Here is a 26,189-nt window from a genome sequence, read left to right on the forward strand (position 1 = left end):
GAAATATATAGGAAGTAAACGGCAAATGCGTGGTGTAAATAAAGTTATTTTAGTGGGTACTTTGGGTAAAGATCCGGAAACCAAAACTTTTGCAAATGGTGGCTCTCTCACTCAATTTTCGATCGCAACCAGCGATTCGTGGACAGATAAAAGTACCGGTGAACGTAAAGAACAAACGGAATGGCACCGTATCGTGTTGCATAACCGTTTAGGTGAAATTGCGCAGCAATATCTTCGTAAAGGTTCAAAAGTATATATTGAAGGTTCATTACGTACCCGTCAGTGGACTGACCAGAATGGTCAGGAACGCTATACGACGGAAATTCGTGGTGAACAAATGCAGATGCTAGACTCTAGCCGTCCTCAAAATGATCAGGGCGAGAGCAGCTTTAACCAGCCACGCTTTAATAACAATAATCAGGCGAACAACAACCAAGGCGGTTATGGCAATAACCCGCAATCAGGTTATGGTTCAGCACCACAGCAAGGCGGTTTTAACAACAACCAGGGCGGCGGTTATGGCAACAATAACCCGAGTGGTTTTGCGCCAAAATCTGCACCTGCTCCAACAGCAGCACCTGCAGCAGATCTAGATGATGACCTTCCATTTTGATCTATTAGAACGGTAGATCATCATTAAAACCCACCTGAATGCGGTGGGTTTTTTATGTCTTGAAGATTGGTATTGAGTTTGCATAAAGCCCGACTTATTAGAAGAATCATAAGTGTTAAAGCATTATCTTGCTTTTGATCAGCACAACTCTGCATCGAGAAAATAAATAAGATAATAAATACTGATAGAAATTTATGATCTAAAAAAGCGATCATTTTTATAAAAACTTGCGGTTTTACCTATTTTAAAATTTTTCGTATTCTAGCTTCACAAGATAAGCAATCCCAGAAATAAGCCAGAGGAAATATCTCATGAGTTTAATCAATACTGAAATCAAACCATTCAATGCAACTGCTTACCACAATGGTCAGTTCATCGAAGTTTCTGAGCAAGACCTGAAAGGTAAATGGTCAGTGGTGTTTTTCTATCCTGCAGATTTCACCTTTGTTTGTCCAACTGAATTAGGCGATCTTGCTGATCAGTATGCTGAATTCCAGAAAATGGGTGTAGAAATCTATGGCGTGTCTACCGATACTCATTTCACCCATAAAGCTTGGCATGATACCTCTGACGTGATTGGTAAAATCCAGTATCCATTGATTGGTGATCCAACCTGGACTTTGTCTAAAAACTTCGAAGTACTGATTGAAGCTGAGGGTTTGGCAGATCGTGGTACTTTCGTGATTGATCCAGAAGGTAAAATCCAGATCATTGAAATCAACGCGGGTGGTATCGGCCGTGATGCACAAGAGCTTCTGCGTAAAGTGAAAGCTGCACAATATGTACATGCGCACCCAGGTGAAGTTTGTCCGGCAAAATGGAAAGAAGGTGAAGCAACACTTGCTCCATCAATCGACCTGGTGGGTAAAATCTAATTCAAACCTAGTTCTTTGAAGCAAAAAATCCAGCACAAGTTGCTGGATTTTTTATTTTTTTAGTTTAGAGATTTATGAATTCTAGACAAAAACATCATGCCATTTGATTTCTATTTGAGAACAACATGAGGATTGAGGAATTGCACTCTATGCTTTTTAAGCGGCTTATGCGAGGCAATCAAGTAAGCGCAATACCCTGCTGCATGATTGACTAGGCCTGAAAACAAAGAAGCCTCTGCTTTCGCAGAGGCTTTTATTTTATAAGGCGCTGTAGTTTCTTGTCGTTTTAAACAATTTTCGCATAAACGCATCTGAATGGAACCGGATGAATTTATGGTTTTCTTATGCTGCGAATCATAGGTATTTAAAAAGTATTTGTCAACCAAGGATTATAAAAATGGTTAATTAAATTATTTGTTTTTAAAGCGAATTTTCAAGTTTTTAGATAAAAATATGAATAAAATCTTAGATTTGATGGAATTTTAACTAAGGCAGAAAAATGAATAAAAAGCAGGTGAAATTGAACAAAAAGGCCTTTACGAAAAACATATATTCTGGAAGATTTTAATAACCTGTTTGATTGGCGCATGGTACATAATTTCTGTAGTTTTTCAATGACGGATGATCAGTTTGGATATCGCAGTAATTGGTAGTGGCATGGCCGGACTGGCTACAGCCAGAATTCTCCAGGACGCAGGGCATCACATCACGATTTTTGAAGCACTTCCAGGTCGCGGCATGGACAGTCATAGCCTTGAATTTGAAGGGGGCCTGATTGACGCACCTTTACGTGTGATGAACCCCTATCTGTGGAAAAACACCCTGAGTCTAGCCACACATCTGGGCATTAAAACTTATCCGGTGCGGACCTATATGGCCTGCAGCTGGTTATTTGAAGATAAAACTGAAACCTGGCTGACCACATCGCGTAGCCGAATTGGCAATATCCCGATCATCAATAACCGGAAAGGCCTGCAACAATATGGCTGGCGTCTGGTCAAAGGCCTGTTGCAGTTAAAAGTTGCATTGACCAAATTCTTTAAATCGAAAAATCAGGACATCAGCCTGGCAGAATTTATCAATCGTAACGAGATTGAAGAAGTGTTCTGGCACGGTGCGGTGATGCCGGTGCTATATACCATCTGTACCTGCAATCCGAAAACCATTGGTGAATGGCCAGCTAAACCGTTGTTAATTTTTCTGCGTCAATTAACCGATGGCGATGCGTTACTGCGTCTGCAAGGCGGTACACCAGCGTTGGTCGATAAGCTGATTGAAGGCATTCAAATTGAAGACGGTTCAGCAATTACACTGGTACAAGAGCAGGGCGATCAGGTCAAAGTTGAAAATGCGGCCGGTTATTCAAAACTGTTTGACCGGGTGATTGTCGCGACACCGACCACCAAAATTGAGGAGTTCCTGGATCCGGTACAATTCGCCAGTGAAATTGAATTATTGAAGAAATTCAAATTCGAACAAGGCGAACTGGTGATTCATACCGATGCCAGCGTAATGCCGCCAAAACGTAAAGACTGGGCCGTACTCAGCTATATGATGGACCGTAAATTTACTCGTCAGCAATTTACCGTGTGGCTTAACTCGATTGAACCTTCTTTGGTTGGCAAGTCGGCCGTGTTTCAGACCTGGCGTCCGGTAACCGACATTGATCCGAAGAAAGTGATCAAATCGGTAATGCTGACACGTGCAGTCGTCGATGCTAATACGGTGGCACTGAATAAGGAATTGCAGCAACGTCATCTGGATGCCAACCGTAAGGTCTTCTTCTGCGGTTCATGGTCATGTGACGGTTTGCCGATTCTGGAATCGGCAGTGACCTCAGCGATGAAGATTGCAGAAATCTTTGGTGCGCCTTTACCATTTCAGGGTTTAAAACCTGTGGTTGAGGTTGCTCCGCAACTGGGTTATTAATCCATGCAATGGCTTCAGGCACTGCGTCAGCGTCTTCCCCAGCACAAGTATGCAATCGATGCCGCTATGTTGGGCGATCATGCGCAATTGCCCTGGAGCAATTTAGGGTATTGGCAAGCAGGTCAGCAGGATTATGCGGCTGCCTGTTGTATGCTGGTCGATCACCTTGCACAAACTGTAAATTTAAATTCAAAAGATAAACTGCTGGATTTAGGCTGCGGTCAGGGTGCAAGTTTGCTGTACTGGCAACAACACTATCAGGTGCAATATCTGGCGGGGGTTGAGCTGCAGGCTGCTTGTGTAGCTAATATTCAGCAACATCTGCCAGAACTGAATGCCATTTATCAGGCGTCATTTTTGCGTTTAAAAGAATTGCCATTTTCCCAGCGTTTTGATGTGGTGCTATGCCTAGATGCGGCTTATCACAGTCCTGTGCCTTTATTCTTGGAGCAGATCCGTAGTGTTTTAAATTCAAATGCGCGGATTGGTTTTCATCATCTGGTTTTGTCCGAGCGCTGGGAAAATTTAAATGCCTTACAACGGCGTAAATATCAGTTTTTATTGAAATCTGCTGATGTGAATTTAAAAGATTTAATGACAGTGGGGGCACTGTATGCCTGTCTGGATCGTTTTGAATTTAAAAATATCCAGATTCAGGATCTGTCCGAGCCGGTATTTTCAGGCTTTGCGGATTATGTGCAAAAAACTTTGAATTCAAAAGCATCAGATGATCAGGCTCAAGGTTCAAAACTGGATCATTTTAAAATTCAGATGACAGCGAAACTATGCCGAAAATTATATCAGGAAGGGATTGTGAGATATGTGCAAGTGACGGCACAATCGAAGCACTAGAAAGTGCAAGAAGACTCAGCTCAAAATACTAAAACCCAGAAACATCAAAGCCTCACTAAAAGCGAGGCTAAGATATGGTGCCGGCACACGGATTCGAACTGTGGACCTACTGATTACAAGTCAGTTGCTCTACCAACTGAGCTATGCCGGCATGGTGGAGTGCATTTTACAGATTTTTTTGGGTCACGCAAGCCAAAAAATAACCGTTTAAACTGTTTCGGCAGGATTTGTTTATTTTGACCGAATGGATGAAAAGTTCTGTTTTTGATTATGTGCAAAGAAATGGCCCATATGTGCAGATATGGGCGAGGGTGAAAGCACAGGATTGGTTCTGGATATGAGTCGGTTATAAGGTTTATCTGTTTTTCAGGATGCGATCTAATTCTTGTGCACATTCCTCTAAAGTAAAGGCCATATCAAACTGCATTTGAGGTTTGAGTTCTTGAGCGAGGCTTCTCCACTGTTCGATGAGTCTCAAGGCTTTTTGAATTTTATGTTTATTGATGTCCTTGGCAATAGTTGGGGTATAACCGCCACGTTTTGCATTTTTAATCTGTTTGGCATAGTTTGCGCTGTTATTCATGTTCGCTCTCCGAATAGCAGTGTATCTATTTTTTAACTTCAAATTTGAATGGCTCGGTTCACTTGGTTATTTCTTTCTATCCTGTGGTTTTTATTCTCCTTTTAGTTGATTTATAAGCAACATAACATAGCTTTGATGACAATAAAATTAAGCTATTTCTGTGCCAGTTTTTTGTTTGAACACATAAATAAAAACCTGAAATGAATGGCGTACAGAAACTGCACAATTCATCAGTTTTTTGGCTGATGAAAAATGAAGATTTTTAAAAATAGAATTGAGCGTAAGTGTTGTGTTGCAAAAGATTTTTATGAACGAGGACTGGTATTAATTCAATGCCTTTGCCTAAGGCGATAGATAATAATATTTTAAGATCTAAGCAGATAATTTTTTTTACTGATGGGATGATGGATAAAATTAAATATAAAAAAACCCGAATCATGTGATTCGGGTTTTTAAATTCTGGCGGTGAGAGAGGGATTCGAACCCTCGAAACGCTATAAACGTTTACACACTTTCCAGGCGTGCTCCTTCAGCCACTCGGACACCTCACCATAGGCCGAGGATAATAGCGAAAAAAACCAGCTGTGCCAAGCTGAAACAATTGATTTGCAGAAAAACTTTTAATGCGGTGCTATGATTCGCAAAAATGCTTGTTAAAAAACGAAGACAATATATGCAAAGCACTGCACAAAAGGCAGCTCTCCCAGTGATTACACTGGCTGCGCTTGGGGTCGTTTTCGGAGATATTGGTACCAGTCCGCTCTATGCACTGCGCCAATGCTTCCTCACCGCACACCTCGCCATTAGCGAAGCTTCTGTACTCGGCATCCTGTCCCTGATTTTCTGGTGCATGATGCTTACCATCAGCTTTAAATATGTCATGGTAATCATGCGTGCCGATAACAACGGCGAAGGCGGGATCATGTCACTACTGGCATTAAACCTGCGTACCACACGAATCTCTGATCAAAAGAAAATATTCCTGATCGCTTTGGGTTTTGTCGGCGCATCGCTATTTTTCGGTGACGGGATTATTACCCCAGCAATCTCCGTGCTATCAGCCATTGAAGGCCTGAGTATTGCCACGCCCATTTTCAATCAGTGGTTGGTGCCTTTATCGATAGGGATTCTGGCCGGACTGTTTATGGTACAGCGACACGGCACAGCCACGATGGGCAAATTTTTTGGGCCTTTAACCATGCTCTGGTTTTTGTCCATTGGCGGTTTTGGTTTGTGGAGCATTATCCAGACCCCATTTGTACTCTGGATGGTGAATCCCTACTGGGCCTATCATTTTGTAGTTGACCAGCCTTATGTGGCTTTTCTGACCATGGGGGCGGTGATTCTGACCATGACTGGGGGTGAAGCGATTTATGCCGATATGGGGCATTTTGGCCGTCTGCCGATTCGTCTGGCCTGGTTCATTATTGTCTTGCCCTGTTTATTATTGAATTATGCCGGGCAAGGCGCCTTGTTACTGCGTAGTCCTGAAGCACTGGCGAATCCTTTCTATATGCTGCTGCCAGACTGGGCTTTGTTCCCGATGATTGGACTGGCGACTGCGGCGGCGGTGATTGCCTCACAGGCGGTCATTACTGGCGTATTTTCTATGGTCAATCAGGCCATTCAACTGCGTTATTTACCGCGCCTGTCAGTCAAGCATACCTCTGCATTGGAACGCGGCCAGATTTATCTGCCTTTCATTAACTGGATGCTGTTTATCTCGGTGCTGATCCTGATTTTACTGTTTGAAAATAGTGCCAATCTGGCGAGTGCTTATGGCGTTGCGGTGACCATGACCATGCTCTGTGGCACCATTTTGATCTCGATTCTGGCTTATGGATTCTGGCGTTGGCCGGTCTGGAAAGTAGCTTTATTTGCTGTGCCATTCCTGGCACTGGATTTAGTCTTTGTGGCCTCAACGTCCTTGAAAATTGCTTCGGGTGGCTGGGTGCCGATTCTGATTGGCGCGGTACTGTTTACGATTCTCATGACCTGGAAAGATGGGCGTGCGTTGGTACTGAACCGGCTGGAACAGGATGCCTTGCCGATTGATCTGTTTATTAAAAGTATTTCGATGGGGGAAGGCACCAAGTTTGTGCCAGGCGATGCCATTTTCCTGACCGGTACACCAAATATTGTTCCGCATGCCATGTTGCATAATATTAAGCACAATAAGGTCTTGCACGAACGCAATATCATGCTGACAGTGATTACCCGGGATATTCCTTTTGTTGACAGGCAGGAGCGGATTGAATTGGAAAAACTGAGTGAACATTTTTACCGGGTGTTTATCTATTATGGTTTTAAGGATCAGCCGAATATTCCGGAAGCTTTACAGCAGGCCTATGAGCAATGGGATTTTGAATATGACCTGATGCAGATCAGTTTCTTTATTTCACGTGAACGGATTATGCATACTGTGGGTGAGGGTATGGCACCGTGGCGGGAAAAGCTGTTTATTTCTATGCAACGCAATACCAGTCCGGTCAGTGATTTCTATCAGATTCCACCCAACCGTGTGGTCGAGCTGGGCACCCAGATTCAGATGTAAATAAAATAAAAAAGCATAAAAAAACCAGAGGCACACTCTGGTTTTTTTATGGGAGAAATAATAAATGAGCTTCAGATTATTGCTCAAGTTCTACCGCAGCTGCTGGCATTTCAGGTGCAGCATTCAAAGGTTCTTCCATCAGCACTGGCTCTGCATCAGATTGAGCCGCAATTTCAGTTTGTTCATTACTGACGTCTGCTTCAGTCGCAGCCGCTTGTTGCTGTGCTTCAGGCATCGGTTGTTCTGAGGCAATAGCTGCTTGCTGTTGCTCTTCAGACATTGCTGGTACTGCAGCTTGTTGTTCTTCCAATGCTGGTTGTTGAGGCATCGTCATAGACGTGCTTGCTTCTACTTCTGATTCCATGGCTGGTTCAACCAGATTGGCCGGCACCTCTGATTCATTCATGCCTGGTTCTGTGACAGGCGGTTGAGGGGAAACAGTGCCTGAGTTTGGTGCCTGAGTCATTGTTGGATCATTGGGCATCGGTGCTTGTGTGTTTGGCATGGTTGGTTGCGGTACTGCTGCACGCGGATCGACCAGACGGATTTGACCAGAGTTCACCAAGCTTTCTAAAGAGGCTTCCTGACCATTCACCTTGGTACTAATTTTAGCTTTAGACAAGCTTTCAAGTGTTTCACCTGGTTGAACCGGTGGCTCAGCAAATGCAGCTACGCTGATCACACTTGTGAATAATCCTAAACCTAATGCTTTAGAGAGTTTGGAATTCATGATTGACACCATTGCTAATAATTGTACGAATTGAGATAGGCCGTTAGCTTTACACACTCAATCTACTGAGCCAAACAAAGCTACGCAAACACCGAGAAACCTCATTTAAAAAGAAATAAAATTAGACAGTTTGTTACAACTGCCCGGGATTTTGGATACTTATTGTTTATTTAGTAAACGAATGGTAGAGCCAAGATATACTTCACTTATACAGCTTGTTAAGCTCGGTCAAAATCTGTATTGATCTAAAAAGTACGTGTAAGAATGGCCAAGAAGCAGCGTAAATCCAAGAACTCTTTTTTTCAGTTTTTAAATGATAATAGTATTAAAGTCATTCTGGGCGTGGTGGCTTCGAGCAGCTTCGCCATCGCTTTTGGTCAGGAAAAAATCAGTCAGTGGGTGTCACTATCCTCTTCCAGTGATTCTGCCTGTCTGAACCAGTTTTATCGGGATGTGCCGCCATATTTGATGAAAGACAGCCTGAAAAAAGACAGCTATTCGCTGTGTTTTAATGGCTTTAATGTCGGTTATTCCGGGGTATCTAAAACGCCACTTTGGGTTGCAGAAGCCTTAACGCCAGCACGCTTAAGCCAGAAAATTCCCCGTGAAGATAATTTTCATGAAGAAGATCGGGTCAGTGCGAAGCATCGTGCCACATTGGCGGATTATCGTGGTTCAGGTTATGACCGCGGTCATATGGCGCCGAATGCGGATATGCCTAACAAGGCCGCGCAGTCTGACAGTTTTTCACTGGCCAATATGGTGCCGCAAGCGCCCAAGAATAATCAGCAAGTCTGGCGAGAGCTGGAAGAAGCCACCCGTGCCATTGTGACCAAGCAGAAACAGGATGTTTATGTGGTAACCGGGCCGGTCTTTGCTGGGAAGAAGCTGAAAACCATTGGCAATGGCGTGATCGTGCCAACCGCGGTCTATAAGGCGGTTTATATGCCGAAAACCGGTGCTATTGGTGCTTACTATGCACCGAATGACAATTCACTGAAAGTGCGTATTGTCAGTGTCTGCTATCTGGAAGAACAGCTTGGAATTAACCTGTTTCCGCAGCTTACCGAAGAGCAGAAGCGCAATACCTATAAGCTACCACTGACCGGAAATGCCGTAAAAGCCAACCAGAAAATTGAATACTCCAACTGGGATGCAGAAAGCCAGTGTGCCGAAGAGGTTTCTGAAGAAAACCTGCAGGCATTACAACGCGAGTTTAAGTCTTCCGGTTCAGGCAGTTCGACCTCCTCAGCGACTGGTGGCGCGATAGACAACGCGACACAAGATGCCATCGTAAAACAGCTGATTGATGCCTTGTTGCAATATATTTTGCAGCTGTTGAAATAAGCTTGCTGAAAAAACCAGGATTCGGGTAGCATCGACATCAGACGTTCATTGAAAAATAACAAAGACAGGTGAAGAGGATATGTTTAAAGCGTTTGAAAATGGCAGCGAATCCCATGCCATTCATGATCTGACTTTGGAAAATGATCTGGACTGCGTCAGCGTGTATGGCAACTTGCAAATCACCAAGGATCAGCAGGGACTGAAAGTGGCCAAAGCCTTGCAGGCTTTTTTGAATGATGTGGTGCAACAACTGGAAAATACACCGGATTTGCCAGAAAAAATTCAGCGTGATGACCTGGATGAAATTGAAAATCCATTTTTATAAGCATTTTTAAGCGCGATGATCTGCATGCTCCATGTGAAACATGCAGAAAAATGGTATTTGGAAATCCTGGCTTTTTAGAGGGTTTTTATTAAAAAGCCTAATTTTCTGCTCCCACAATATCTCCAAACACTAGCCAGAACGTGCCGAGCAATTCGGCAAGATATTTATCCATATTTTAAATTCTTATTTTTATATTTATTATTAGGTCATAGGGGTAATGGATTTAAATTATCAACGCTGCTTGAAGCCCATCTATCAAACCAACATGCTTGTGGTTTAAGCGGCTGACATATTCTGTTGGCGCCACTGCTGCGGCGTCAGTTGAGTCCATTGCTTAAAGGCGCGCTGAAACGCACTCTGTTCAGAATAACCGAGTAACATGGCAGTTTCCTGCAAACTCAAGTGCGGATCTTTCAGATATTGCATCGCCATCATGCAGCGGATTTCCTGCATACATTGCTGATAGGTTTTGCCCTGTTTCTGCAAATGGCGTTGTAACTGACGCACGGAAAAATTCATCTGCTCGGCAATATGCTCGATCTGAAACAGGTTTTTTTGCAGGCCAATCAGAATTGCCTGTTGCAGTTGCTGATCAATGAGAGTGGAGTGCGGAAATTTTTCTAGCAATGCTTTGGCCTGTTGCATCAGCAGTTTCTGCAAGCTCTGGTCGCCCTGTTTCAGCGGTCTGGACAGTTCACTGACATGCATCAATACCTGATTTCTGGCTTGAGAAAAGCGGACTTTACAGCCGAAATACTGCTCATAGAGTGCAATATTTTTAGGCATTGCATGCTGGAAATGCACTTCATATAACTGAACCCCGTGCGGGTTCTGCACATTGGCTTTCACGAATTCCGTCATTAGCGCAATCGCGATTTCATCGGTCAATTGGGTATTCAGATGAAACGGAACTTCAACCCAGCCAATCGACAGATAATCGCCTTGCCATTGCAGCTGAAGTAGGCCGCCATCATAAATCAGACGATGATAATCATGATAGCGCATGAAGGCTTCACCCAAGGTCTCACTTGAGAGTGCCAGATAGCCAATAATACCAAGGTGTTTAGCTTCAACCAGTTGGGCGATTTCCAGGCCTAAAGCTGGTCGTTGCAGCTGTTGATCAAGTGTTGTTAACAGATCACGCCATAGGGCGAAATCAAAGCGTTCCAGATTTTGAATGGCCAATAATTTCTCAGGGACTTCAAGCTGTTTCAACTGATAATAGTCCAAAAGTAAATGTCCTAAACCACCGTATACTGAACCTACGTAGTTTTTTAGAACCAGCATTTTTAATTCTTTTATTTTGTCGTATTTTGTCAATCATATTGAATATTTTGGTCAATATCTAGTCTTTTATTTAGCCTATATTAAAAATAGACCAAGAGGTAAAAGATTATGTGGAAAGGTTTTCTGGCAGGGCTCGTCGTCGCAAATGGATTTGAATGGTTTGCGCATAAATATGTATTGCATGGTGTTCACCGGCCGGGACAGAGCCGTTATAGTCCAGTACCCGAGAGTATGCGCTCACACTGGGAGCATCACCGGGTTGTGCGCAAAACAGAATTCTCCGATTTCGGCTATGTAGAAGGACTGGACAACTGGCGTACCCGCAATGAAATTGCCTCACTGGCAGTCGTCGCGACCGTTTTTGGACTCAGTTTTTATCCTTTTTCCAAAGGTATGTCACTGGCTGCCTTATATGGTGCAGGCAACTATTATTATTTACATCGCCGGGCTCATCTGGAGCCGGAATGGGCCAAAAAGAAATTGCCCTGGCATTATGATCATCATATGAATAGTAATCAGGATGCCAACTGGTGCGTCACCAAGCCCTGGTTTGATTATCTGCTCGGTACCCGTGTGATTTCCTCGGCAGATTTGCAGGAACAGAATCCTTTAGGTCTGAGCTTGCCTGCACCGATCTCGAAAAAACTCAACCGCTGGGCAGAACAATATTTTCCAGTTAAATCGGCCGATGCTTACTCTAAGATGACGAAAAATACTGCAAAAAATACGGTAATGAAGCAGTTAAATACGCAGGTTATGGAGTAAAACAGGGCTTTGTCGTGATTTGTCAATAAAATACGATTGTATTGTCAATATTGTCCTGTGGATTTCACTTATATTTGCTCCTGTCGGTGAGCAAAGCCTCATACTGATAATGTTTCTGGGTGTAATGAGTTATTTTGAATACCAAGTGCTGTAGTCTTATCTTGGTTTCATAGGGAGTCGAAAGACTCCTTTTTTTTGTCCCGTATTTGCTGTGTTGTTTTATTTAAGGCATAAAAAAAGAGTGTTTATTAAAAACACTCTTTAATCAAATCATCATCTAAAACGGCTTAAAGGCGCATTTCAATGCCTTGGGCTGCCATATAGGCTTTGGCTTCCGGAATGGTGTGCTGGCCAAAATGGAAAATTGAAGCTGCCAGTACCGCATCGGCACCACCATGGATAATGCCGTCCGCCAAATGCTGTAAATTCCCCACACCGCCAGAAGCAATAGTCGGTACTGTGACGCGGTCATTAATGGCACGCATCAGGGCAATGTCGTAACCGGCTTTGGTGCCATCGGCATCCATCGAAGTAATCAGTAATTCACCTGCGCCGAAGTCAGCCATTTTCACAGCCCATTCAATCGCATCAATCCCGGTTTCTTTACGGCCGCCGTGGGTGAAAATTTCCCATTTGTGGTCGCCAGTTTTTTTGGCATCAATTGCAACAACGATACATTGAGCGCCAAAGCGTTGAGATGCTTCCTGCACAAACTCAGGATTATAAATCGCAGCCGAGTTGATGCTGACTTTGTCTGCACCGGCATTGAGTAATAGACGGATATCTTCGACTTTACGTACACCGCCACCGACAGTCAGGGGTACAAAAACCGATTCGGCCATGCGTTCTACTGTGCGGTAAGTGGTATCGCGTCCATGATGTGTAGCGGTAATATCAAGGAAAGTAATTTCATCGGCACCTTGTTCATTATAACGGCGCGCCACTTCGACCGGGTCACCCGCATCACGAATATCAAGGAACTGGACACCCTTGACCACGCGGCCATTATCCACGTCCAGACAAGGAATAATACGTTTAGCTAGCATAAATTTTTCCAATTATTACAGCCGATTATGAAACTCACCCACGCAAGCGCTACACCTTGGCAGATGGAAACGGTATTCTAGCAAAATTATGTAAGTTTTTTCGCAGGTTTTCTATGTCGGTTTATACCACTTTGACTTTAAAGGAAGTTCAGGATTTTGCAGCGCCTTATGGTTTAAAGGCGATTGATCTGATTCCCATTCAAGGCGGTATTCAAAATACCAACTACTTTTTAGTCTGCGAAGACCAACAATATGTATTGACGGTGTTTGAAGATATGGATGAGCAGGCGGCAGGTGAGCTGGTTCCGGTTCTGGAACATCTGGGTCAGGCCGGGTTGGCCGTTCCTGTGCCTTTGTCGCATTCAGGCAAGGCCATTCACCGCATTAAAGATAAACCGGCACAGATTGCACCGCGCCTGATGGGTGAGCATCCGATGCCATCTACCGTCGCACAAGTTGAAGCGATTGCAGTGGCTCAGGCAAAAATGCATGTGGCTCTCAAAGACTTTAAACTGCAACGTAATTTCGTGCGTGATCATGCGTATTGGCTAGCCGTTTCTCAAGAGATCAAACCGAGCTTGAGTCCGGCAGATAAAGTCTTGCTCGGCAAATTATTAGGTTTATATGAGGCGTTGACGGCGGTATATCCAGACCGTCCACGCGGTTTCATTCATTCCGATCTGTTCCGTGACAATACCTTATTTGAAGGCGATCAGCTGAATGGCATTCTGGATTTTTATGAGCTGAATAAAGATGAGTGGTTGTTTGATATCGCCATTACGTTAAATGACTTCTGTACCGAATATCCTGACGTAATCTTAAACGAAGAAAAAGCGATTGCCTTTTTAAATGCCTATGAAACGATTCGTTCTTTAACCAGTGATGAACGCGCCTGTCTGGAATTGTATCTGGCCATGGCGGCAGGACGGTTCTGGATGATGCGCCTGCAGGTGGCTCAGCGTAATGCAGCATTAGGCCGGACCGGCGAAGATATTTTGCAAAAAAATCCGGACGAAATGCGTAATATGCTGATTGAACGCTTAAAATTCGTCACCGCTTAAACAAACAGATTAAAAAGGATAGGGGATATGCGCGATCAGGGACGTTTGGTGGAATGGTTTGATGATCAGGGTTATGGTTTTATCCAGCCTAGTGATCCGGCCAAAGATCGCGTATTTCTGCATATCAAGGACTTTGCCAAGCCTGGCCCACGTCCAATCGTGGGCTGTGCGCTGGATTATCTGGTGATTCTGGATGAACGCGGCCGTTATCGTGCGCAACAAGTGATGTACTTGAAAGCAGTACAAGCCAAAAGCCTGCAAGCAAAATTCAAACCGTCCAAGCCACAGCAGACACAGAAATTACAGCCGATGCAGATTGCCTGTGTGCTCTATATTCTTTTTCTGGTGGCTTTGACCTTGGGTAGTTTACTGAGTGGACTGGTGTTGTTGCTGGTCAGCCTGATGAATGCGCTCAGCTACTGGCTCTATGCGCAAGATAAGGAAGCGGCACAGCTGGGTAATCGCCGTATTCCGGAAAACACTCTGCATGTGGTGGCTTTCTTAGGCGGCTGGCCGGCAGCCTGGCTGGCACAGCAGAAATTACGGCATAAAACACAAAAACAACCTTTCCGGCAGATATATTTTTGTACCATAGCCTTTAACATCATTTTGATTATATGGCTGATTTCCCCGTTGAATAGTTTAAATATCTAGGGGAAGTACCAGGAGGGGACGTGAACTATTCCATTGATAAAGACTCAAACCGTACACTGACTTTTGCACTGTACATTTTATATATTGTGGCCATTTTTAGTGCTGGCCTGCTGGCTGTCGTGGCGCTAATCATTAACTATGTGAAACGGCGCGATGTGCGCGGTTCCATCTTTGAAAGCCATTTTACCTGGCAGATCCGCAGTTTCTGGTGGTATCTGTTCTGGAATATCGTCGCCTTTATTCCATTTTTCTTTTTGTTCTTTACCGGCGAAGATCCTAACTTGTTTGCAGGGGTCGCATTTGGCGCATCGGCGTTCTGTTTAGTGGTGGTGGTTTTGGCCTGGATCTGGATGGTGTATCGGGCGATTCGCGGCATCATGCGCTTAAATGACAATAGACCGATGTATAGCAAATAATTTTAGCCGTATTTCCCCAGAGAAAAAATCCCCCTTTTTTAAGGGGGGATTTAGCAGAATTAAGAAAGATCTTGTTTTAATTGTTCTGTTGGATCTTTTCTTAAAAACTTTGGTTTCCATTCACTGGCAATTACGCCAAGTACCACCATCAATCCGCCTAATAAAGCCAGTGACGGTAAACGTTCTCCGGCCAGACGGCCAAACAGGGCTGCCCATACCGGTTCACCTGCATAGATAATCGCTGCTTGCGAAGGATCCACCATGCGCTGAGCCCAGTTCATCACCAGTTGGATCAAGGCACTGGCAATGCCTAAACCGACTAAAATCCCTGCCAGATGCCAGTGAAATTCAGGTAGCTGAGATTCACCTAAAACAGGTGCGATCATAAAGCAGAACAGGGAGGCAAAAATCAGTTGCAGCACTGTGACCCGGCGTACATTCACCTGCTCGGCAAAATGGCTGATAAAAATAATCTCCAGTGCAATCGCAATCGAACCGAGCAAAGTCAGGGTTTGCCCGAAACTGAGCTGAATCGCAGCAAAACCATTTCCTGTCAAAAACACCAGACCGATAAAGGCAAACAGCGCTCCGATCCAGGTCATGACATGCGGTTTTTTACGGAAAATGAGCCAGAGCAGGATCGGAACCAGCGGAACATACAAGGCCGTTAAAAAAGCCGACTCACTGCTGCTGATGGTCTGCAAACCCACAGTTTGGGTGCCGTAGCCAATGGCGATCATGATCCCAATTACCGCGCCAGCGAACACCTCTTTCAGGTTCATGCCTTTTAGCGACTTCAGTGAAATTAGGGTGACAGCAAGCGCTGCCGCAGCAAAGCGCAGGCCGACAAACATAATCGGACTGCTAAAGTTCAGCCCGTATTGCACGGTAATAAAGCTGCCGCCCCAGATAATGGTGATCAGGATCAGGGCGAGTTGCGGCGCTTTCACCATCCAGCCGGAGTGATTTTTGGAAATAAGTGTAGACATGCCAGGAGATCAGAAAATTAAAAAATAAAAAAGAGGTCCGAAGACCTCTTTTACAGCAAGCTTAATTATAGCGCCTGTTGCTCATCTAGCAACAACTGTGCTTCACGCAAGCTTAATGTACCTTCGTAAATCGCACGACCGGTAATTGCGCCTAAAATACCTGGTTGGTCTTTCAGGTTACGTACGTCATCCAGGTTGGTTACACCACCAGATGCAATCACAGGCAAACCTGAGTATTGCGCCAGATTCACGGTTTGCTCAATATTCACACCCTGCATCATGCCATCACGCGCGATGTCCGTATAGACAATACTCGACACGCCAGCATCGGCAAAACGTTTCGCTAGGTCAGTAGCCTTGACATCAGTCACATTGGCCCAGCCATCTGTTGCCACCATGCCATTCATGGCATCAATACCCACAATAATGTGGCCGGCAAATTTTTGACATGCTTCTTCAACAAATTCAGGATCCTGAACTGCTTTGGTGCCAATAATCACAAAAGAAACACCAGCTTGCAGATAATGCTCGATGGTTTCCAGAGAACGGATACCACCACCAATCTGGATCGGCAAATCAGGCTGAGATCGGACAATGGCTTCAACCACTGGCTTATGGATTGGCGTACCTGCGAAAGCACCGTTTAAATCTACTAAATGCAAGCGGCGAGCGCCTTCATTTACCCAATGCTGTGCTGTTGCGACCGGATCGTCTGAAAATACGGTATCGTCTTCCATACGACCTTGTTTTAAACGGACACATTTGCCATCTTTCAGGTCAATTGCAGGGATGATCAGCATGCTTTCGCTCCTTGCTTAATCTTTAGAATGAATTTGAGTGTATTCATCTTAGCAAATAAAGTCGAAATTTCTAACTCTTAAACGGTATGAATAAAGAAAACCTGTCCATAGATAGGTAGCAGTGAGGTAATTTATTTTAATGGTTTTAATGATCCGTCTCTTGAATGGCAATCAGATTTTCCACAACGGGTCGTGTACTGAGCGGATCGATAATCGAAGCTGTAAGACCTGTTAAAGTCACAGCTCTCTCATCGAACGCGCTCATCCCAGCTTTTATGCGACATTAAGTTGCCAGAACCAACACGCCACTTAAGCGCTTAAGCCGTCGATGAAGGAGGGATTCTTAATTTTAATGAAGTATTGGGAATCTCTCTGGGTAATAAATCCCGACGTAGTAATTCTTCAAATACCAGCACGGGCGCGTAGGCATCTGCGGCTGCATAATCAATTTGTGCCGGGCTGAGCTTCTTGCTGGCCCAGTTCGAGGTACTAATCCGTTTGGATTTAGGAAAATTTACTTGAAATAGCAAAGCCATGGCATTTTTTAATCCGACCGGATTGTTTAAACCAAAAGCTTTAAAACATTTGGACAGTTCAATCACACTATTCAGTTCAATGCCTTTTTTACGGAACAGGTGCGCATCATTTTTCAGGCCAAAACCGACCTTGATCTGCTCGCGACTGGCAAAGATCGGTTTAAGAAAATCCCAGATCGAATCATTCATTTGAAATAAATAGGCTTTATCTAAAGTGGCCAGCTGAATCAGATGTGGCCCGGTAGAAACCTCACCAACTTTAAAGGTCGGTTTGGATTCAGAATCGAAACCCAGGACTGCATGGCTTTTTAGCTCCTGTTCAAGAGCATAACATTGTTCCATGCTATTAATCACCTGAATCTGTTGCATCGGAAGATTTTGAAATACAGGAAAGGCCTGAATTTGTTCCTTGCTTGGTAAAATGTCCAGCCGCTGTTCCATACGCATTAATCATGAAATGAATGCGTTCAGCTTAATCACTTTTGCTGTTCTAGGCAAAATAAAGCCCATGCAGAATGGGCTTTATGCAAAATTTAACAAGGATTAATCAGTGTGATAGCTACTCTGTTCGATCTGCGCCTGTTGAGCACGTTCAACATAATTCTGATAAGCAGGGACAGCAAAGGCTGCCAAAATAACTGCAAGTACCAGATACAGCACCACCAAAAGCGTTTCCCAGTCACGTGTCGTGCGTGGAGGGCCATATTCATTACTTTCGTTGTGACCGGGTGCCAATAACAGGTAAAGTGTAAAGACAAGGTTTACGACCGGCACAAAAATCAGTAAAGAAAGCCAGCCATTATGATTACGGTCATGTAAACGACGAATTAAAAAAATCACGCTAAAATAAATCGCAACGCCGTAGATCAAAACCAACAGCGCCATTAAAGGCATGGACATTTTACCATCTAAAGTCTCTGGACTCATTCCAGGTAAAATGAAAGCAGCAATGATCCCGATGATCATAAAGCAAAAACCCAGCAGCATATTCCATGCGATATAAGAACGTCGCCCAAAACGTCCTGATGCATTCCACCCCGAATCCTGAATTGTATTACTCATTATTTTTCCTTTGTTTTCATTAGATTTTTTATAAGCAACTCTATGATAAAGAGATTTTTTATAAATGAAAAGTGTAAAAAATAATCAACAAAAAAGCCCGCAATCTGCGAGCTTTTTAGGCGAAAGGAAAATCAGATTTTCCAGTCCACAAAGTTTTTCAATAACTGCAAACCGGCGGTATGACTCTTTTCCGGATGGAACTGGGTCGCGAACAGGTTTTCTTTATGAATTGCGGTACAGAACTCGATGCCATAGGTACAAGTAGCTGCCACCAGGTCTGAATCTTGTGGCTCTACATAGTAGCTATGTACAAAGTAGAAACGTGCATCCTGTTCGATATTGTTCCACATCGGATGCTCTGGATCAGCCTGATGCACCTGATTCCAGCCCATATGCGGCACTTTTAAGCCTGCCATTTCCGGAAAATGCTTGACCGCACCTTCGAAAATACCCAGTGCATCGGTACCGCCATTTTCTTCCGAATGCTGCATCAAGGCTTGCATACCCACGCAAATGGCCAATACCGGTTTGTTAAATACGGCATTGCGTACCACTTCATCAATCCCCGCTTCATGCATACCTTGCATACAGTCACGCATCGCGCCTACGCCCGGAAAGACAATCTTGTCTGCTTGTGCAATCAGTTTTGGATCATTGGTGACATCTACTGTGGCACCGACATGTTCTAATGCTTTTGCCGCAGAGTGCAAATTTCCCATGCCATAATCAAGAAGGGCAATACGGGTCATTACAGTGTACCTTTGGTTGAAGCTACCGTATTGGCAGCACGTGGATCCACTTCACAGGCCATACGCAGCGCACGCGCAAATGCTTTAAATACGCTTTCGATCTGGTGATGGCTGTTTTTGCCTTTCAGGTTGTCGATATGTACCGTCATCAAGGAGTGGTTTACAAAGCCCTGGAAAAACTCAGAGAATAAATCCACATCAAAACGGCCGATCATGGCACGGGTAAATGGAATATCCATAAACAGACCCGGACGGCCAGACAGATCTACCACGACACGGCTTAAAGACTCATCGAGTGGCGCATAGAAATGACCATAGCGTTTCAGGCCTTTTTTATCACCCAGTGCCTGCGCGAAAGCCTGACCCAGCGTAATACCGCAGTCTTCCACGGTATGATGGTCGTCGATTTCCAGGTCACCATCACAATGAATATCGATATCAAACAGGCCATGACGCTTGATTTGATCAATCATATGATCTAAAAAGGGAATACCCGTGTTTAAGGTGCCTTGACCAGTACCGTCGAGATTCAAACGAACTCGAATTTTGGTTTCGTTGGTATTTCTTACCACTTCACTGATACGATCTGTCATAGACACGTTCCTCAAATACGTCAAAATGATTGATGTAGAAAATATTTTCGCCGTGACGAAGTCACCGCATATTAGATTGCTCAGGAGGGTTTATCAATGCCTATCACCGTACATGCTTATACTTCTTTAGAAAATGACGAAGTGCGCAGCCAGCTTGAGCGACTGTATGACACGAGCCCTGAATTTAGTGACGGGGCAGATGCCATGGAACAACTAGAGCAAAACCTTGCACAGTATACCTCAGTTTATAGCGCAGAATTTAATAGCAAAATTATTGGGGCAATCTGGTGCACCGGACAGGGCGAAAGCCGGATTCTGGAAAATATTGTGGTGCATCCGGCCAATCGCGGTCGTGGCGTTGCAGAAAGGCTGGTGAGTGAGGTCTGCCGCATGGAAGAAGAAAAAGGCGTGAAAAACTTCGTGCCAGGCTGTGGGGCCATTCATCGCTGTCTGGCCAATCTGGAAAAAATCTGAAGATAGAGCAATATCAAGCAGCCGTTAGGCTGCTTTTTTATGTAAATAAGCGCTTAAATCTGTTTTATTGCTGAAGTCTTTGGTAAACACTGTTCGATTTATGACTCAAATTGACGCGAGTTGATGGAAAAGTAAACATTTGACGAAAATTATTCTCTCTGCTCTTGACGATTTACAGCTGAAACTGTTTAATACGCGACATCGGCGTGATAGCTCAGTAGGTAGAGCAACGGATTGAAAATCCGTGTGTCCCCAGTTCGATCCTGGGTCTCGCCACCATATTTTAAAACGATTTCAAAGTTTTCAATCCCTGATCCCATCAGGGATTTTTTTTAGGCCAAAAATCAGTCACTCAAATATTTTTTTCATAATTTTGATTGACTAATGAGGCCAGATACGGCTTAATACACCGCATCGGCGTGATAGCTCAGTAGGTAGAGCAACGGATTGAAAATCCGTGTGTCCCCAGTTCGATCCTGGGTCTCGCCACCATATTCAAAAAATCCTCAAACTTGGTTTGGGGATTTTTTTTGCCTGCACCAAAGCCAGATCAACATTATTCTTTTCTATTTTTCAGTTGTTTCAACTTCTTCTTTTTCGACGTTTCCTGCTTTTTTCTTCCTGATTGACCGTTTATCAAACTTAACAATAGGCACTGGCATTATTTGTAAGATTTAGCTTTGACGCTTTCCCTTTTCCAAACGAGGGTGAAAATGATGAATCTCCTAACACCAATTAAACTCGGCTTTCTTACGGTCTGTACTGCTTTTAGCCTACCGATATTAAGCCATGCTGCGCCTGCTGCTGATTCCGTCGTCTTGCCGACTCTGACTGTCATGGCGGAACCGGAACTGCGCGCCGTGACTGAAAAAATGTTGCCTTATCAGGAGCAGAACAGCCAGCGTAAGGCCCTGCAAATGCGCCTGATGAAAATTGAACGTGAAATTCAAGCCTATAGCGTGGACGGCGACGTAGTGGCGAATATTGATGTGATGCGTGCACCTGCCGATCCTGATCTGGATAGCTTGCCTGTGGTGTTTCGCGAATATGTATTGGCCATCGCACAGGGCTTGCAGTCTTCAGACCCAAGAAATGGGGTATATGTACTGCTGCAACCTTTTGGAATTAACCGCGATGCCACCAATGTGAATATTGTTCGGGAACAATTCGATCCGAACCGGCTGAATCTGAGCCTGCCATTTAATTCCCCATAATGTGCGCCTGTCGGTCTAGATAATTTTGTTTAACAAGCTTATTCAAGCTGTCATGCAACGAGATCGACAAAATAGGGTGCTGGAAAGGGTGGCTTTGTGAGAGGAGCAATTTCTGTCTAAGCTAGACATATTATTGGAAAAATCAAATGCCTTGAATTGTGTTTAAAAAATAAGCATAGTGGATGTAAATCAACAAGATCTGACTGACAGAGCTGGAGCGTATACATGCCGCGTGTTTTTATGATTGTAGCCGCTGTGACACTGGCAATTTTTATTGGGCTGTTTTATCAGAATTCGGTTCAGCAAAAACATCAGGCCGAGCTGCTCGAATATGAAACCGTGCTCGAAGAAAAAACCGAGAGCATTGCGCAGCAGGCACAGGACTGGTCTAAACCGATTCAGATTGAACTTGAAGATGACCGTCTGGATGGTGACTATGCCATCATGGCTGAGTTTATGCTGGGGCAATTGCGCGATAGTGCCGAGGAACGCAATCAGTATCTACGCGACTTAAAAGCCGCCAACTGGCAGAATTTTCTGAATATCGACCGCTTGGCTAAGGATCAGGCACAAGGCTATAAAGAAACTGAAGCCATGCTCAAGCAAGTCCATCAGATTGTGAACAGCTATCAGCAGAAAATCCAGCAGCGCGATGCCGAGCTGATCGACAAGGCACAACAACTGGATATTAAAAACCGTTATCGCCAGCAACTGAGCCTGACCCTGAAAGACAGTCAGCAAAATAGTAATGCACATGTCATTTTTGAAATTGAAAAACAGACGCTGGCCAAGGCTGATGCCTTATTTGCAGTACTGAAAAAGCATAAATGGCAAAAGAAAAATAACACCTTTATGTTCTATGACGATAAAGCCGTGCAAGAATTTAATGCGCTGTATAAAGAAATGCTGCACTTGAATAAACAGATGGAACGAGTGGCGACTGCCAATCAGAAAGCGGTTGAAAACAAGTTGTAGCATGACCTAGATGACAGGATTGCCATAGGACTGTCATCTGCTGTTCAAACTCGCTTGCTAAATTGAAGGGGTCGCACAGATCACGACATAACATTCAAGCAGGTGAGTCATGCAAACAATTCAGGTTTTTGCTGATATTCAGCAGGTGTACGGTGAGTTTGTCGCAAATAAAACAGATCCAAAATTAGAAAGGATGAATAACGGGGACAAGAACCGGTTGTTCTTGAATCAATATTTCACGCTGATCGAGGACTGGCACTATACCGAACAGATTGTGATTCAGTTCAATCAGCAGTATTTCAGTCTGGATCTGGGGAGCGCACCGGATTTTATGGATCAGGACAAATACATCAACTGGCTAAAGTCGGAACTGCTGCATTAATCGAATCGTCATATTCCTCGTTGATAGATAACCGAGCTGTCTCAAGAGAGGCAGCTTTTTTATTTTGATAGAAAACTGGTATTGATCTTGCTGTTGCATCGGCACAGCGCGAACAGGTGCTGATTCCAATTCCGATTTGAACAGGCTATGCTGAATTAATTACCGCTGCCAAAAGAATGACAGGCGGAGCATGGATGATATGGAGGGCAAAAAATTATGCAACAGTTGAGATGTTATAAGGAACTTCCAGTCTGGACCCAGCAGAGTATTCCTCAGGGCTTCAAGAATCAGCACAATACCAAAGCGGGTACCTGGGCGAAATTGACAGTATTAAAAGGTGAGCTGCATTTTGCCATGCTGGAAGAATCTGGTGCAGTGCAATCCGAGCATGTGTTTACACCAGAGCAGCAACCGCCATTTATTGAGCCTGAGGCTTGGCACAAAATTGTCTCTGCCAGTGAAGATGTCGAATGCCAGCTGCGTTTTTACTGCCGGCCTGAGGATTACTTCATCAAGAAATATCAGTTGAATCCTACCCATTCTGAAGTACTGGCCGCCATGCCCTATTTAAAAGGTGGCCGTGCGCTGGACGTCGGCTGCGGTACAGGGCGTAATGCGCTTTATTTGAGCCAGAACGGCTTTAAGGTCGATGCCTGGGATGTCAACGAAAACAGTTTGCAAACCTTAAGACAGATTGTGCAGACCGAGCAGATTGATCATGTGCAGGTACAGCGCCGCGATCTCAACACGGATACCAGTATTGCAGGCCAATATGACTTTATCTACTGTACCGTGGTGATGATGTTCCTTGAGGCGAAAACCATTCCACCGCTCATTGCACAGATGCAGCAGGCGACCGTGCCGGGTGGCTATAACCTGATTGTCTGTGCCATGGATACGCCAGATATTCCGGCACAAGCCGATTTTCCATTTGCTTTTCAGCCGGGAGAGTTGCGAAGATATTATCAGGGCTGGAATATTGTGAAATACAATGAAGATATCGGTGAGCTGTATCGTGTCGATGAGCAGGGCCAGCGGATTAAACAGCACTTTGCCACCATGTTGGCGCAAAAGGTTTAAATAAGATGAAGTCTTTTAATTTCTGAAAATAAATTAAATCATCCAAAACAAAAAAAGATGTCAGAATGACATCTTTTTTTTATGCTTAAAAAATTTTAAGCTGCTTTTTTAAACCAAGAGAACCAGCCTTTTTTCTCGGCTTTTACTTCTGCTTTTTCAGCAGCCGTGTCTTTGGTTTCTACTGCTTCAGTTTTCGCAGCTTCAACGTGTTGTTCTGCTGTAGCTTGAGCTGTTTCTACTTGAGTCATTGCTTCTGTTTTTACTGCTTCAGCTTTAGTTTCAGCTGCTTGTTGAGTTGCAGCAACAGTCGCTTGAGCAGCTTCAACTTTCGCTTGTACAGGTGCAGCAGTTTCTTTAGCAACAGTTTGGGTTGTTTTGGTTACAACAGTTGCTGGCGCAACTTGAGCTTCAGTTGCCATTGCAGATGCAGAAGTCGCTACAATTGCAGTCGCGATCATTGTTTTAAGCATGTTCATATCAACCTTTTTAAGGAAATAGAAAAAAGAGGCTTGATCATACATTTATAAAATTTAAGTGCTTCATAAATATGGTTTTATTGGTTGAAAAATAAACCAATCTTACAAAGGGATAACATTTATAAAGAAAAGGGAGCCAAGGCTCCCTTTTCTATTTTCTAAAGTTTCTTCGATAGATATCCATTGCTATTTCATTCCTAAATTTAATCAGGAGTTGAGGATTTTCAATGATACCTCTTATGATATTTCCTTTATTGGGTTTATATTTCTCAGAGCTTCTTAAGTCTTTACTAAGTACCTGAATATTTCCTTTACGATCTCTACTTAAACAGGAATCATTATTAAAGATAGCCTGTTTTTTGAAATGTTCCTGAGCTGTATTTGTATAAAAATACAGTGGGTTGTAGGTGGGGACACTAGGAATGAATGTTCTTGGAATAAGAATTAAAAACTCATCAGTATCATCAATATGTGGTAATTCAAAGTAATCTTCCTTCCATAGACCACTAGTTATACAAAAATAACTTAACTTTGATTTAGTTTTTCTCATAGAAATACCATATTTACGGCATTGGTCTTGAGTGAAATTAATCAAAGGAAGTTTAATAATATCTATAGTGATATCGGAGATTCGATCAAATTTTAATTCATTACATAGAAGCGAGCATTCTTCCAGATAATTAAAAATACCACTTTGTATCAAATGGCGAATTCTTTTTAACTCTTCAAGAAAAAGAGCTGCTAGATGTTCACCAGCACCACTCCCATCTCTCTTAATTTTTGAATAACCTAGTCTTGTGCCATTTGGTTCATTAAACTTGGAACATAAATAGGTTGATCGAGTGTGACTTTGATTCTGAATTGATGTGAGAAGTTCCTTCATAAAGAAATTAATACATCGTTGAGATGCTACACCTGTTGGTGTTGGCGTCTGACTAATGCAGTATGGATCTACGAATCTCTTGGTGTCTGCATAAATATCGATATCAAAAAACTCAGGGGTAGGGTCGGTAATACTAAATTTTTTTGAAAAGCGCATAGGATTAGTCCTTATGAATTAGGCGCGAATGTATTGCCTAAAACCAGAACTTGGACTAATATTAAACTTCTCGTTCCATAGAGAATAATTTCAATCAGTCTTAAATTCCAGTTTAGGCTTTGAAATTTAAAGATTTTATAAAAAATCATCTAACGGCTTAAGTATTCCAGTACTTAAGCCGTTTTTACTTTTCATTAAAGATTTTCATCTTTTCCCTCCTCATCAGTTGCTTCTTCATTTTCAATATTCCACTTGCTTGTAGAATATTGTCCTTTTTTAGAAGGGTGTGTATAAATCAACCCTTTCTGTGACATTCGATATAGTCGTGCCATCAACTTATTTCTTTCGTAAATCTCACTAGAATCTTTATATATTGCAATAAGTAACTTATCTAAACTGATGATTCCGCCGCATTTATCAATCAATTTTGCCAAATACATATCTTTTTTATCGGATTCAGTAATGTTGAGCTGATCAATTAATTCCGGTGGTAAGTCTTCGAGATCTTCAGTTGTAAGATACAAAGGAGAGCTTTTTACTTCTTCAATATACTTATTCACGATACACCTTTTAGATTTTTTACTCTAAAAATATTGTACACAAAATAATCATACACGCAATATTTGCATGAAAAAATAATGAATAAAAGATGAGAAAAATAAAATTATTAGATTGAAATACTGTTGGATAATGAACGCAAATGAACGCAAATGAACGCAAATGAACGCAAATGAACGCAAATGAACGCAAATGAACGCAAATGAACGCAAATGAACGCAAATG

29 protein-coding genes and 4 tRNA genes are annotated in these 26,189 nt (G+C 43.4%); 18 read left to right on the forward strand and 15 right to left on the reverse strand.

Annotated features, from left to right (window positions below; translation table 11 throughout):
- The first annotated feature begins 25 nt into the window (after positions 1-25).
- The 4 genes from ssb to J7649_RS11320 all read left to right on the forward strand — a co-directional run bounded on the left by ssb (position 26) and on the right by J7649_RS11320 (position 4,269).
- A complete protein-coding gene (gene ssb / locus J7649_RS11305) occupies positions 26-613 on the forward strand; it encodes a single-stranded DNA-binding protein (RefSeq protein WP_004281391.1) in 588 nt (195 codons plus the stop codon).
- A 311-nt stretch (positions 614-924) separates the two neighbouring features.
- On the forward strand, positions 925-1,488 hold the full coding sequence (gene ahpC / locus J7649_RS11310) for an alkyl hydroperoxide reductase subunit C (protein ID WP_004278673.1): 564 nt from the start codon (positions 925-927) through the stop codon (positions 1,486-1,488).
- A gap of 621 nt (positions 1,489-2,109) precedes the next feature.
- On the forward strand, positions 2,110-3,417 hold the full coding sequence (locus J7649_RS11315) for an FAD-dependent oxidoreductase (protein WP_005250386.1): 1,308 nt from the start codon (positions 2,110-2,112) through the stop codon (positions 3,415-3,417).
- A 3-nt stretch (positions 3,418-3,420) separates the two neighbouring features.
- Positions 3,421-4,269 (forward strand): SAM-dependent methyltransferase, encoded by an 849-nt coding sequence (locus J7649_RS11320; protein ID WP_219308107.1) that lies wholly within the window; start codon positions 3,421-3,423, stop codon positions 4,267-4,269.
- A gap of 75 nt (positions 4,270-4,344) precedes the next feature.
- Here J7649_RS11320 and J7649_RS11325 read toward each other — a convergent pair.
- The 3 genes from J7649_RS11325 to J7649_RS11335 form a co-directional block, all read right to left on the reverse strand.
- A tRNA-Thr gene (locus tag J7649_RS11325) sits at positions 4,345-4,420 on the reverse strand.
- Positions 4,421-4,624: 204 nt separating this feature from the next.
- A complete protein-coding gene (locus J7649_RS11330) occupies positions 4,625-4,852 on the reverse strand; it encodes a hypothetical protein (protein WP_004647282.1) in 228 nt (75 codons plus the stop codon).
- A 460-nt stretch (positions 4,853-5,312) separates the two neighbouring features.
- Positions 5,313-5,403 (reverse strand) — tRNA-Ser (locus J7649_RS11335).
- A 122-nt stretch (positions 5,404-5,525) separates the two neighbouring features.
- Here J7649_RS11335 and J7649_RS11340 point away from each other — a divergent pair.
- A complete protein-coding gene (locus tag J7649_RS11340) occupies positions 5,526-7,406 on the forward strand; it encodes a potassium transporter Kup (RefSeq protein ID WP_004729217.1) in 1,881 nt (626 codons plus the stop codon).
- Between the two features lie 76 nt (positions 7,407-7,482).
- On the opposite strand, the gene J7649_RS11345 is transcribed toward J7649_RS11340, so the two are convergent.
- Positions 7,483-8,136, reverse strand: coding sequence for a hypothetical protein (locus tag J7649_RS11345; RefSeq protein ID WP_219308118.1), 654 nt, complete (start codon positions 8,134-8,136; stop codon positions 7,483-7,485).
- A gap of 264 nt (positions 8,137-8,400) precedes the next feature.
- On the opposite strand from J7649_RS11345, the gene J7649_RS11350 reads away from it, so the two are divergent.
- Both J7649_RS11350 and J7649_RS11355 read left to right on the forward strand, forming a co-directional pair.
- Entirely contained in the window at positions 8,401-9,483 is a 1,083-nt protein-coding gene (locus J7649_RS11350; RefSeq protein WP_180180831.1) for a DNA/RNA non-specific endonuclease, read from the forward strand.
- Between the two features lie 79 nt (positions 9,484-9,562).
- Positions 9,563-9,808, forward strand: coding sequence for a hypothetical protein (locus J7649_RS11355; protein WP_005250397.1), 246 nt, complete (start codon positions 9,563-9,565; stop codon positions 9,806-9,808).
- Between the two features lie 276 nt (positions 9,809-10,084).
- Here the strand turns inward: J7649_RS11355 and J7649_RS11360 are convergent, their stop codons facing one another.
- A complete protein-coding gene (locus J7649_RS11360; protein ID WP_005105389.1) occupies positions 10,085-11,095 on the reverse strand; it encodes an AraC family transcriptional regulator in 1,011 nt (336 codons plus the stop codon).
- A gap of 108 nt (positions 11,096-11,203) precedes the next feature.
- Here J7649_RS11360 and J7649_RS11365 point away from each other — a divergent pair, with 108 nt between their 5' ends.
- On the forward strand, positions 11,204-11,860 hold the full coding sequence (locus tag J7649_RS11365; protein WP_219308119.1) for a sterol desaturase family protein: 657 nt from the start codon (positions 11,204-11,206) through the stop codon (positions 11,858-11,860).
- A gap of 287 nt (positions 11,861-12,147) precedes the next feature.
- Here J7649_RS11365 and hisF read toward each other — a convergent pair whose 3' ends face one another.
- On the reverse strand, positions 12,148-12,906 hold the full coding sequence (gene hisF / locus J7649_RS11370) for an imidazole glycerol phosphate synthase subunit HisF (protein WP_004647284.1): 759 nt from the start codon (positions 12,904-12,906) through the stop codon (positions 12,148-12,150).
- Positions 12,907-13,019: 113 nt separating this feature from the next.
- On the opposite strand from hisF, the gene J7649_RS11375 reads away from it, so the two are divergent.
- Genes J7649_RS11375 through J7649_RS11385 form a run of 3 tightly spaced genes read left to right on the forward strand, consistent with a single transcriptional unit; the run spans position 13,020 to position 15,037 of the window.
- Positions 13,020-13,967, forward strand: a complete 948-nt coding sequence (locus J7649_RS11375; protein WP_219308121.1) for a homoserine kinase — start codon at positions 13,020-13,022, stop codon at positions 13,965-13,967.
- A gap of 27 nt (positions 13,968-13,994) precedes the next feature.
- A complete protein-coding gene (locus tag J7649_RS11380; RefSeq protein ID WP_180180837.1) occupies positions 13,995-14,621 on the forward strand; it encodes a DUF1294 domain-containing protein in 627 nt (208 codons plus the stop codon).
- Positions 14,622-14,641: 20 nt separating this feature from the next.
- Positions 14,642-15,037 carry a DUF4870 family protein gene (locus tag J7649_RS11385; RefSeq protein ID WP_219308123.1) on the forward strand — a complete coding sequence of 132 codons (396 nt, stop codon included), beginning with the start codon at positions 14,642-14,644 and terminating at the stop codon, positions 15,035-15,037.
- 59 nt (positions 15,038-15,096) lie between these two features.
- On the opposite strand, the gene J7649_RS11390 is transcribed toward J7649_RS11385, so the two are convergent.
- From J7649_RS11390 to hisB, 6 genes are all read right to left on the reverse strand, one after another.
- A complete protein-coding gene (locus tag J7649_RS11390) occupies positions 15,097-16,026 on the reverse strand; it encodes a DMT family transporter (RefSeq protein ID WP_219308126.1) in 930 nt (309 codons plus the stop codon).
- Positions 16,027-16,091: 65 nt separating this feature from the next.
- Positions 16,092-16,826 carry a 1-(5-phosphoribosyl)-5-[(5-phosphoribosylamino)methylideneamino]imidazole-4-carboxamide isomerase gene (hisA, locus tag J7649_RS11395; RefSeq protein ID WP_005095189.1) on the reverse strand — a complete coding sequence of 245 codons (735 nt, stop codon included), beginning with the start codon at positions 16,824-16,826 and terminating at the stop codon, positions 16,092-16,094.
- A gap of 317 nt (positions 16,827-17,143) precedes the next feature.
- Entirely contained in the window at positions 17,144-17,803 is a 660-nt protein-coding gene (locus tag J7649_RS11400) for a 3'-5' exonuclease (RefSeq protein WP_219308128.1), read from the reverse strand.
- 102 nt (positions 17,804-17,905) lie between these two features.
- Positions 17,906-18,424 (reverse strand): DUF805 domain-containing protein, encoded by a 519-nt coding sequence (locus tag J7649_RS11405; RefSeq protein WP_219308130.1) that lies wholly within the window; start codon positions 18,422-18,424, stop codon positions 17,906-17,908.
- Positions 18,425-18,555: 131 nt separating this feature from the next.
- Positions 18,556-19,173, reverse strand: coding sequence for an imidazole glycerol phosphate synthase subunit HisH (gene hisH, locus J7649_RS11410; protein ID WP_086044210.1), 618 nt, complete (start codon positions 19,171-19,173; stop codon positions 18,556-18,558).
- Positions 19,173-19,766 carry an imidazoleglycerol-phosphate dehydratase HisB gene (hisB, locus tag J7649_RS11415; protein WP_004729244.1) on the reverse strand — a complete coding sequence of 198 codons (594 nt, stop codon included), beginning with the start codon at positions 19,764-19,766 and terminating at the stop codon, positions 19,173-19,175. The genes hisH and hisB overlap by 1 nt, the downstream gene beginning before the upstream one ends.
- Before the next feature lie 96 nt (positions 19,767-19,862).
- Between hisB and J7649_RS11420 the strand changes: the two genes are divergently transcribed.
- The 7 genes from J7649_RS11420 to tehB all read left to right on the forward strand — a co-directional run bounded on the left by J7649_RS11420 (position 19,863) and on the right by tehB (position 23,891).
- The gene (locus J7649_RS11420) at positions 19,863-20,240 is read left to right on the forward strand and encodes a GNAT family N-acetyltransferase (RefSeq protein WP_004278652.1); all 378 of its coding nucleotides are present in this window, start codon (positions 19,863-19,865) and stop codon (positions 20,238-20,240) included.
- 203 nt (positions 20,241-20,443) lie between these two features.
- A tRNA-Phe gene (locus J7649_RS11425) sits at positions 20,444-20,519 on the forward strand.
- 137 nt (positions 20,520-20,656) lie between these two features.
- A tRNA-Phe gene (locus J7649_RS11430) sits at positions 20,657-20,732 on the forward strand.
- Between the two features lie 224 nt (positions 20,733-20,956).
- On the forward strand, positions 20,957-21,454 hold the full coding sequence (locus J7649_RS11435; RefSeq protein ID WP_219310110.1) for a hypothetical protein: 498 nt from the start codon (positions 20,957-20,959) through the stop codon (positions 21,452-21,454).
- Between the two features lie 225 nt (positions 21,455-21,679).
- The gene (locus J7649_RS11440; protein ID WP_004729250.1) at positions 21,680-22,429 is read left to right on the forward strand and encodes a hypothetical protein; all 750 of its coding nucleotides are present in this window, start codon (positions 21,680-21,682) and stop codon (positions 22,427-22,429) included.
- Positions 22,430-22,538: 109 nt separating this feature from the next.
- Positions 22,539-22,811, forward strand: coding sequence for a hypothetical protein (locus J7649_RS11445; protein ID WP_071852129.1), 273 nt, complete (start codon positions 22,539-22,541; stop codon positions 22,809-22,811).
- Between the two features lie 216 nt (positions 22,812-23,027).
- Positions 23,028-23,891 (forward strand): SAM-dependent methyltransferase TehB, encoded by an 864-nt coding sequence (gene tehB / locus J7649_RS11450; protein WP_219308132.1) that lies wholly within the window; start codon positions 23,028-23,030, stop codon positions 23,889-23,891.
- Positions 23,892-23,986: 95 nt separating this feature from the next.
- Here the strand turns inward: tehB and J7649_RS11455 are convergent, their stop codons facing one another.
- From J7649_RS11455 to J7649_RS11465, 3 genes are all read right to left on the reverse strand, one after another.
- Positions 23,987-24,367, reverse strand: a complete 381-nt coding sequence (locus J7649_RS11455) for a hypothetical protein (RefSeq protein ID WP_219308134.1) — start codon at positions 24,365-24,367, stop codon at positions 23,987-23,989.
- Positions 24,368-24,518: 151 nt separating this feature from the next.
- Positions 24,519-25,406 (reverse strand): hypothetical protein, encoded by an 888-nt coding sequence (locus J7649_RS11460; protein ID WP_219308136.1) that lies wholly within the window; start codon positions 25,404-25,406, stop codon positions 24,519-24,521.
- Between the two features lie 194 nt (positions 25,407-25,600).
- Positions 25,601-25,966 carry a hypothetical protein gene (locus J7649_RS11465; RefSeq protein ID WP_219308137.1) on the reverse strand — a complete coding sequence of 122 codons (366 nt, stop codon included), beginning with the start codon at positions 25,964-25,966 and terminating at the stop codon, positions 25,601-25,603.
- Positions 25,967-26,189: the final 223 nt, after the last annotated feature.

The organism is Acinetobacter lwoffii, assembly GCF_019343495.1.
GTDB lineage: Bacteria > Pseudomonadota > Gammaproteobacteria > Pseudomonadales > Moraxellaceae > Acinetobacter > Acinetobacter lwoffii_P.

Excerpts from the sequence above, each read along its gene's own strand:
- J7649_RS11360 (WP_005105389.1), bottom strand. The coding sequence starts at position 11,095 with ATGCTGGTTCTAAAAAACTACGTAGGTTCAGTATACGGTGGTTTAGGA.
- hisH (WP_086044210.1), bottom strand. The coding sequence starts at position 19,173 with ATGACCCGTATTGCCCTTCTTGATTATGGCATGGGAAATTTGCACTCT.
- J7649_RS11340 (WP_004729217.1), top strand. The coding sequence starts at position 5,526 with ATGCAAAGCACTGCACAAAAGGCAGCTCTCCCAGTGATTACACTGGCT.
- J7649_RS11330 (WP_004647282.1), bottom strand. The coding sequence starts at position 4,852 with ATGAATAACAGCGCAAACTATGCCAAACAGATTAAAAATGCAAAACGT.
- J7649_RS11345 (WP_219308118.1), bottom strand. The coding sequence starts at position 8,136 with ATGAATTCCAAACTCTCTAAAGCATTAGGTTTAGGATTATTCACAAGT.
- J7649_RS11355 (WP_005250397.1), top strand. The coding sequence starts at position 9,563 with ATGTTTAAAGCGTTTGAAAATGGCAGCGAATCCCATGCCATTCATGAT.
- ahpC (WP_004278673.1), top strand. The coding sequence starts at position 925 with ATGAGTTTAATCAATACTGAAATCAAACCATTCAATGCAACTGCTTAC.
- J7649_RS11350 (WP_180180831.1), top strand. The coding sequence starts at position 8,401 with ATGGCCAAGAAGCAGCGTAAATCCAAGAACTCTTTTTTTCAGTTTTTA.
- J7649_RS11365 (WP_219308119.1), top strand. The coding sequence starts at position 11,204 with ATGTGGAAAGGTTTTCTGGCAGGGCTCGTCGTCGCAAATGGATTTGAA.
- hisA (WP_005095189.1), bottom strand. The coding sequence starts at position 16,826 with ATGCTGATCATCCCTGCAATTGACCTGAAAGATGGCAAATGTGTCCGT.
- J7649_RS11375 (WP_219308121.1), top strand. The coding sequence starts at position 13,020 with ATGTCGGTTTATACCACTTTGACTTTAAAGGAAGTTCAGGATTTTGCA.
- J7649_RS11320 (WP_219308107.1), top strand. The coding sequence starts at position 3,421 with ATGCAATGGCTTCAGGCACTGCGTCAGCGTCTTCCCCAGCACAAGTAT.
- J7649_RS11380 (WP_180180837.1), top strand. The coding sequence starts at position 13,995 with ATGCGCGATCAGGGACGTTTGGTGGAATGGTTTGATGATCAGGGTTAT.
- J7649_RS11390 (WP_219308126.1), bottom strand. The coding sequence starts at position 16,026 with ATGTCTACACTTATTTCCAAAAATCACTCCGGCTGGATGGTGAAAGCG.
- J7649_RS11315 (WP_005250386.1), top strand. The coding sequence starts at position 2,110 with ATGATCAGTTTGGATATCGCAGTAATTGGTAGTGGCATGGCCGGACTG.
- J7649_RS11400 (WP_219308128.1), bottom strand. The coding sequence starts at position 17,803 with ATGGAACAGCGGCTGGACATTTTACCAAGCAAGGAACAAATTCAGGCC.
- J7649_RS11455 (WP_219308134.1), bottom strand. The coding sequence starts at position 24,367 with ATGAACATGCTTAAAACAATGATCGCGACTGCAATTGTAGCGACTTCT.
- J7649_RS11435 (WP_219310110.1), top strand. The coding sequence starts at position 20,957 with ATGAATCTCCTAACACCAATTAAACTCGGCTTTCTTACGGTCTGTACT.
- J7649_RS11420 (WP_004278652.1), top strand. The coding sequence starts at position 19,863 with ATGCCTATCACCGTACATGCTTATACTTCTTTAGAAAATGACGAAGTG.
- hisF (WP_004647284.1), bottom strand. The coding sequence starts at position 12,906 with ATGCTAGCTAAACGTATTATTCCTTGTCTGGACGTGGATAATGGCCGC.
- tehB (WP_219308132.1), top strand. The coding sequence starts at position 23,028 with ATGCAACAGTTGAGATGTTATAAGGAACTTCCAGTCTGGACCCAGCAG.
- J7649_RS11460 (WP_219308136.1), bottom strand. The coding sequence starts at position 25,406 with ATGCGCTTTTCAAAAAAATTTAGTATTACCGACCCTACCCCTGAGTTT.
- J7649_RS11405 (WP_219308130.1), bottom strand. The coding sequence starts at position 18,424 with ATGAGTAATACAATTCAGGATTCGGGGTGGAATGCATCAGGACGTTTT.
- J7649_RS11440 (WP_004729250.1), top strand. The coding sequence starts at position 21,680 with ATGCCGCGTGTTTTTATGATTGTAGCCGCTGTGACACTGGCAATTTTT.
- J7649_RS11445 (WP_071852129.1), top strand. The coding sequence starts at position 22,539 with ATGCAAACAATTCAGGTTTTTGCTGATATTCAGCAGGTGTACGGTGAG.
- ssb (WP_004281391.1), top strand. The coding sequence starts at position 26 with ATGCGTGGTGTAAATAAAGTTATTTTAGTGGGTACTTTGGGTAAAGAT.
- hisB (WP_004729244.1), bottom strand. The coding sequence starts at position 19,766 with ATGACAGATCGTATCAGTGAAGTGGTAAGAAATACCAACGAAACCAAA.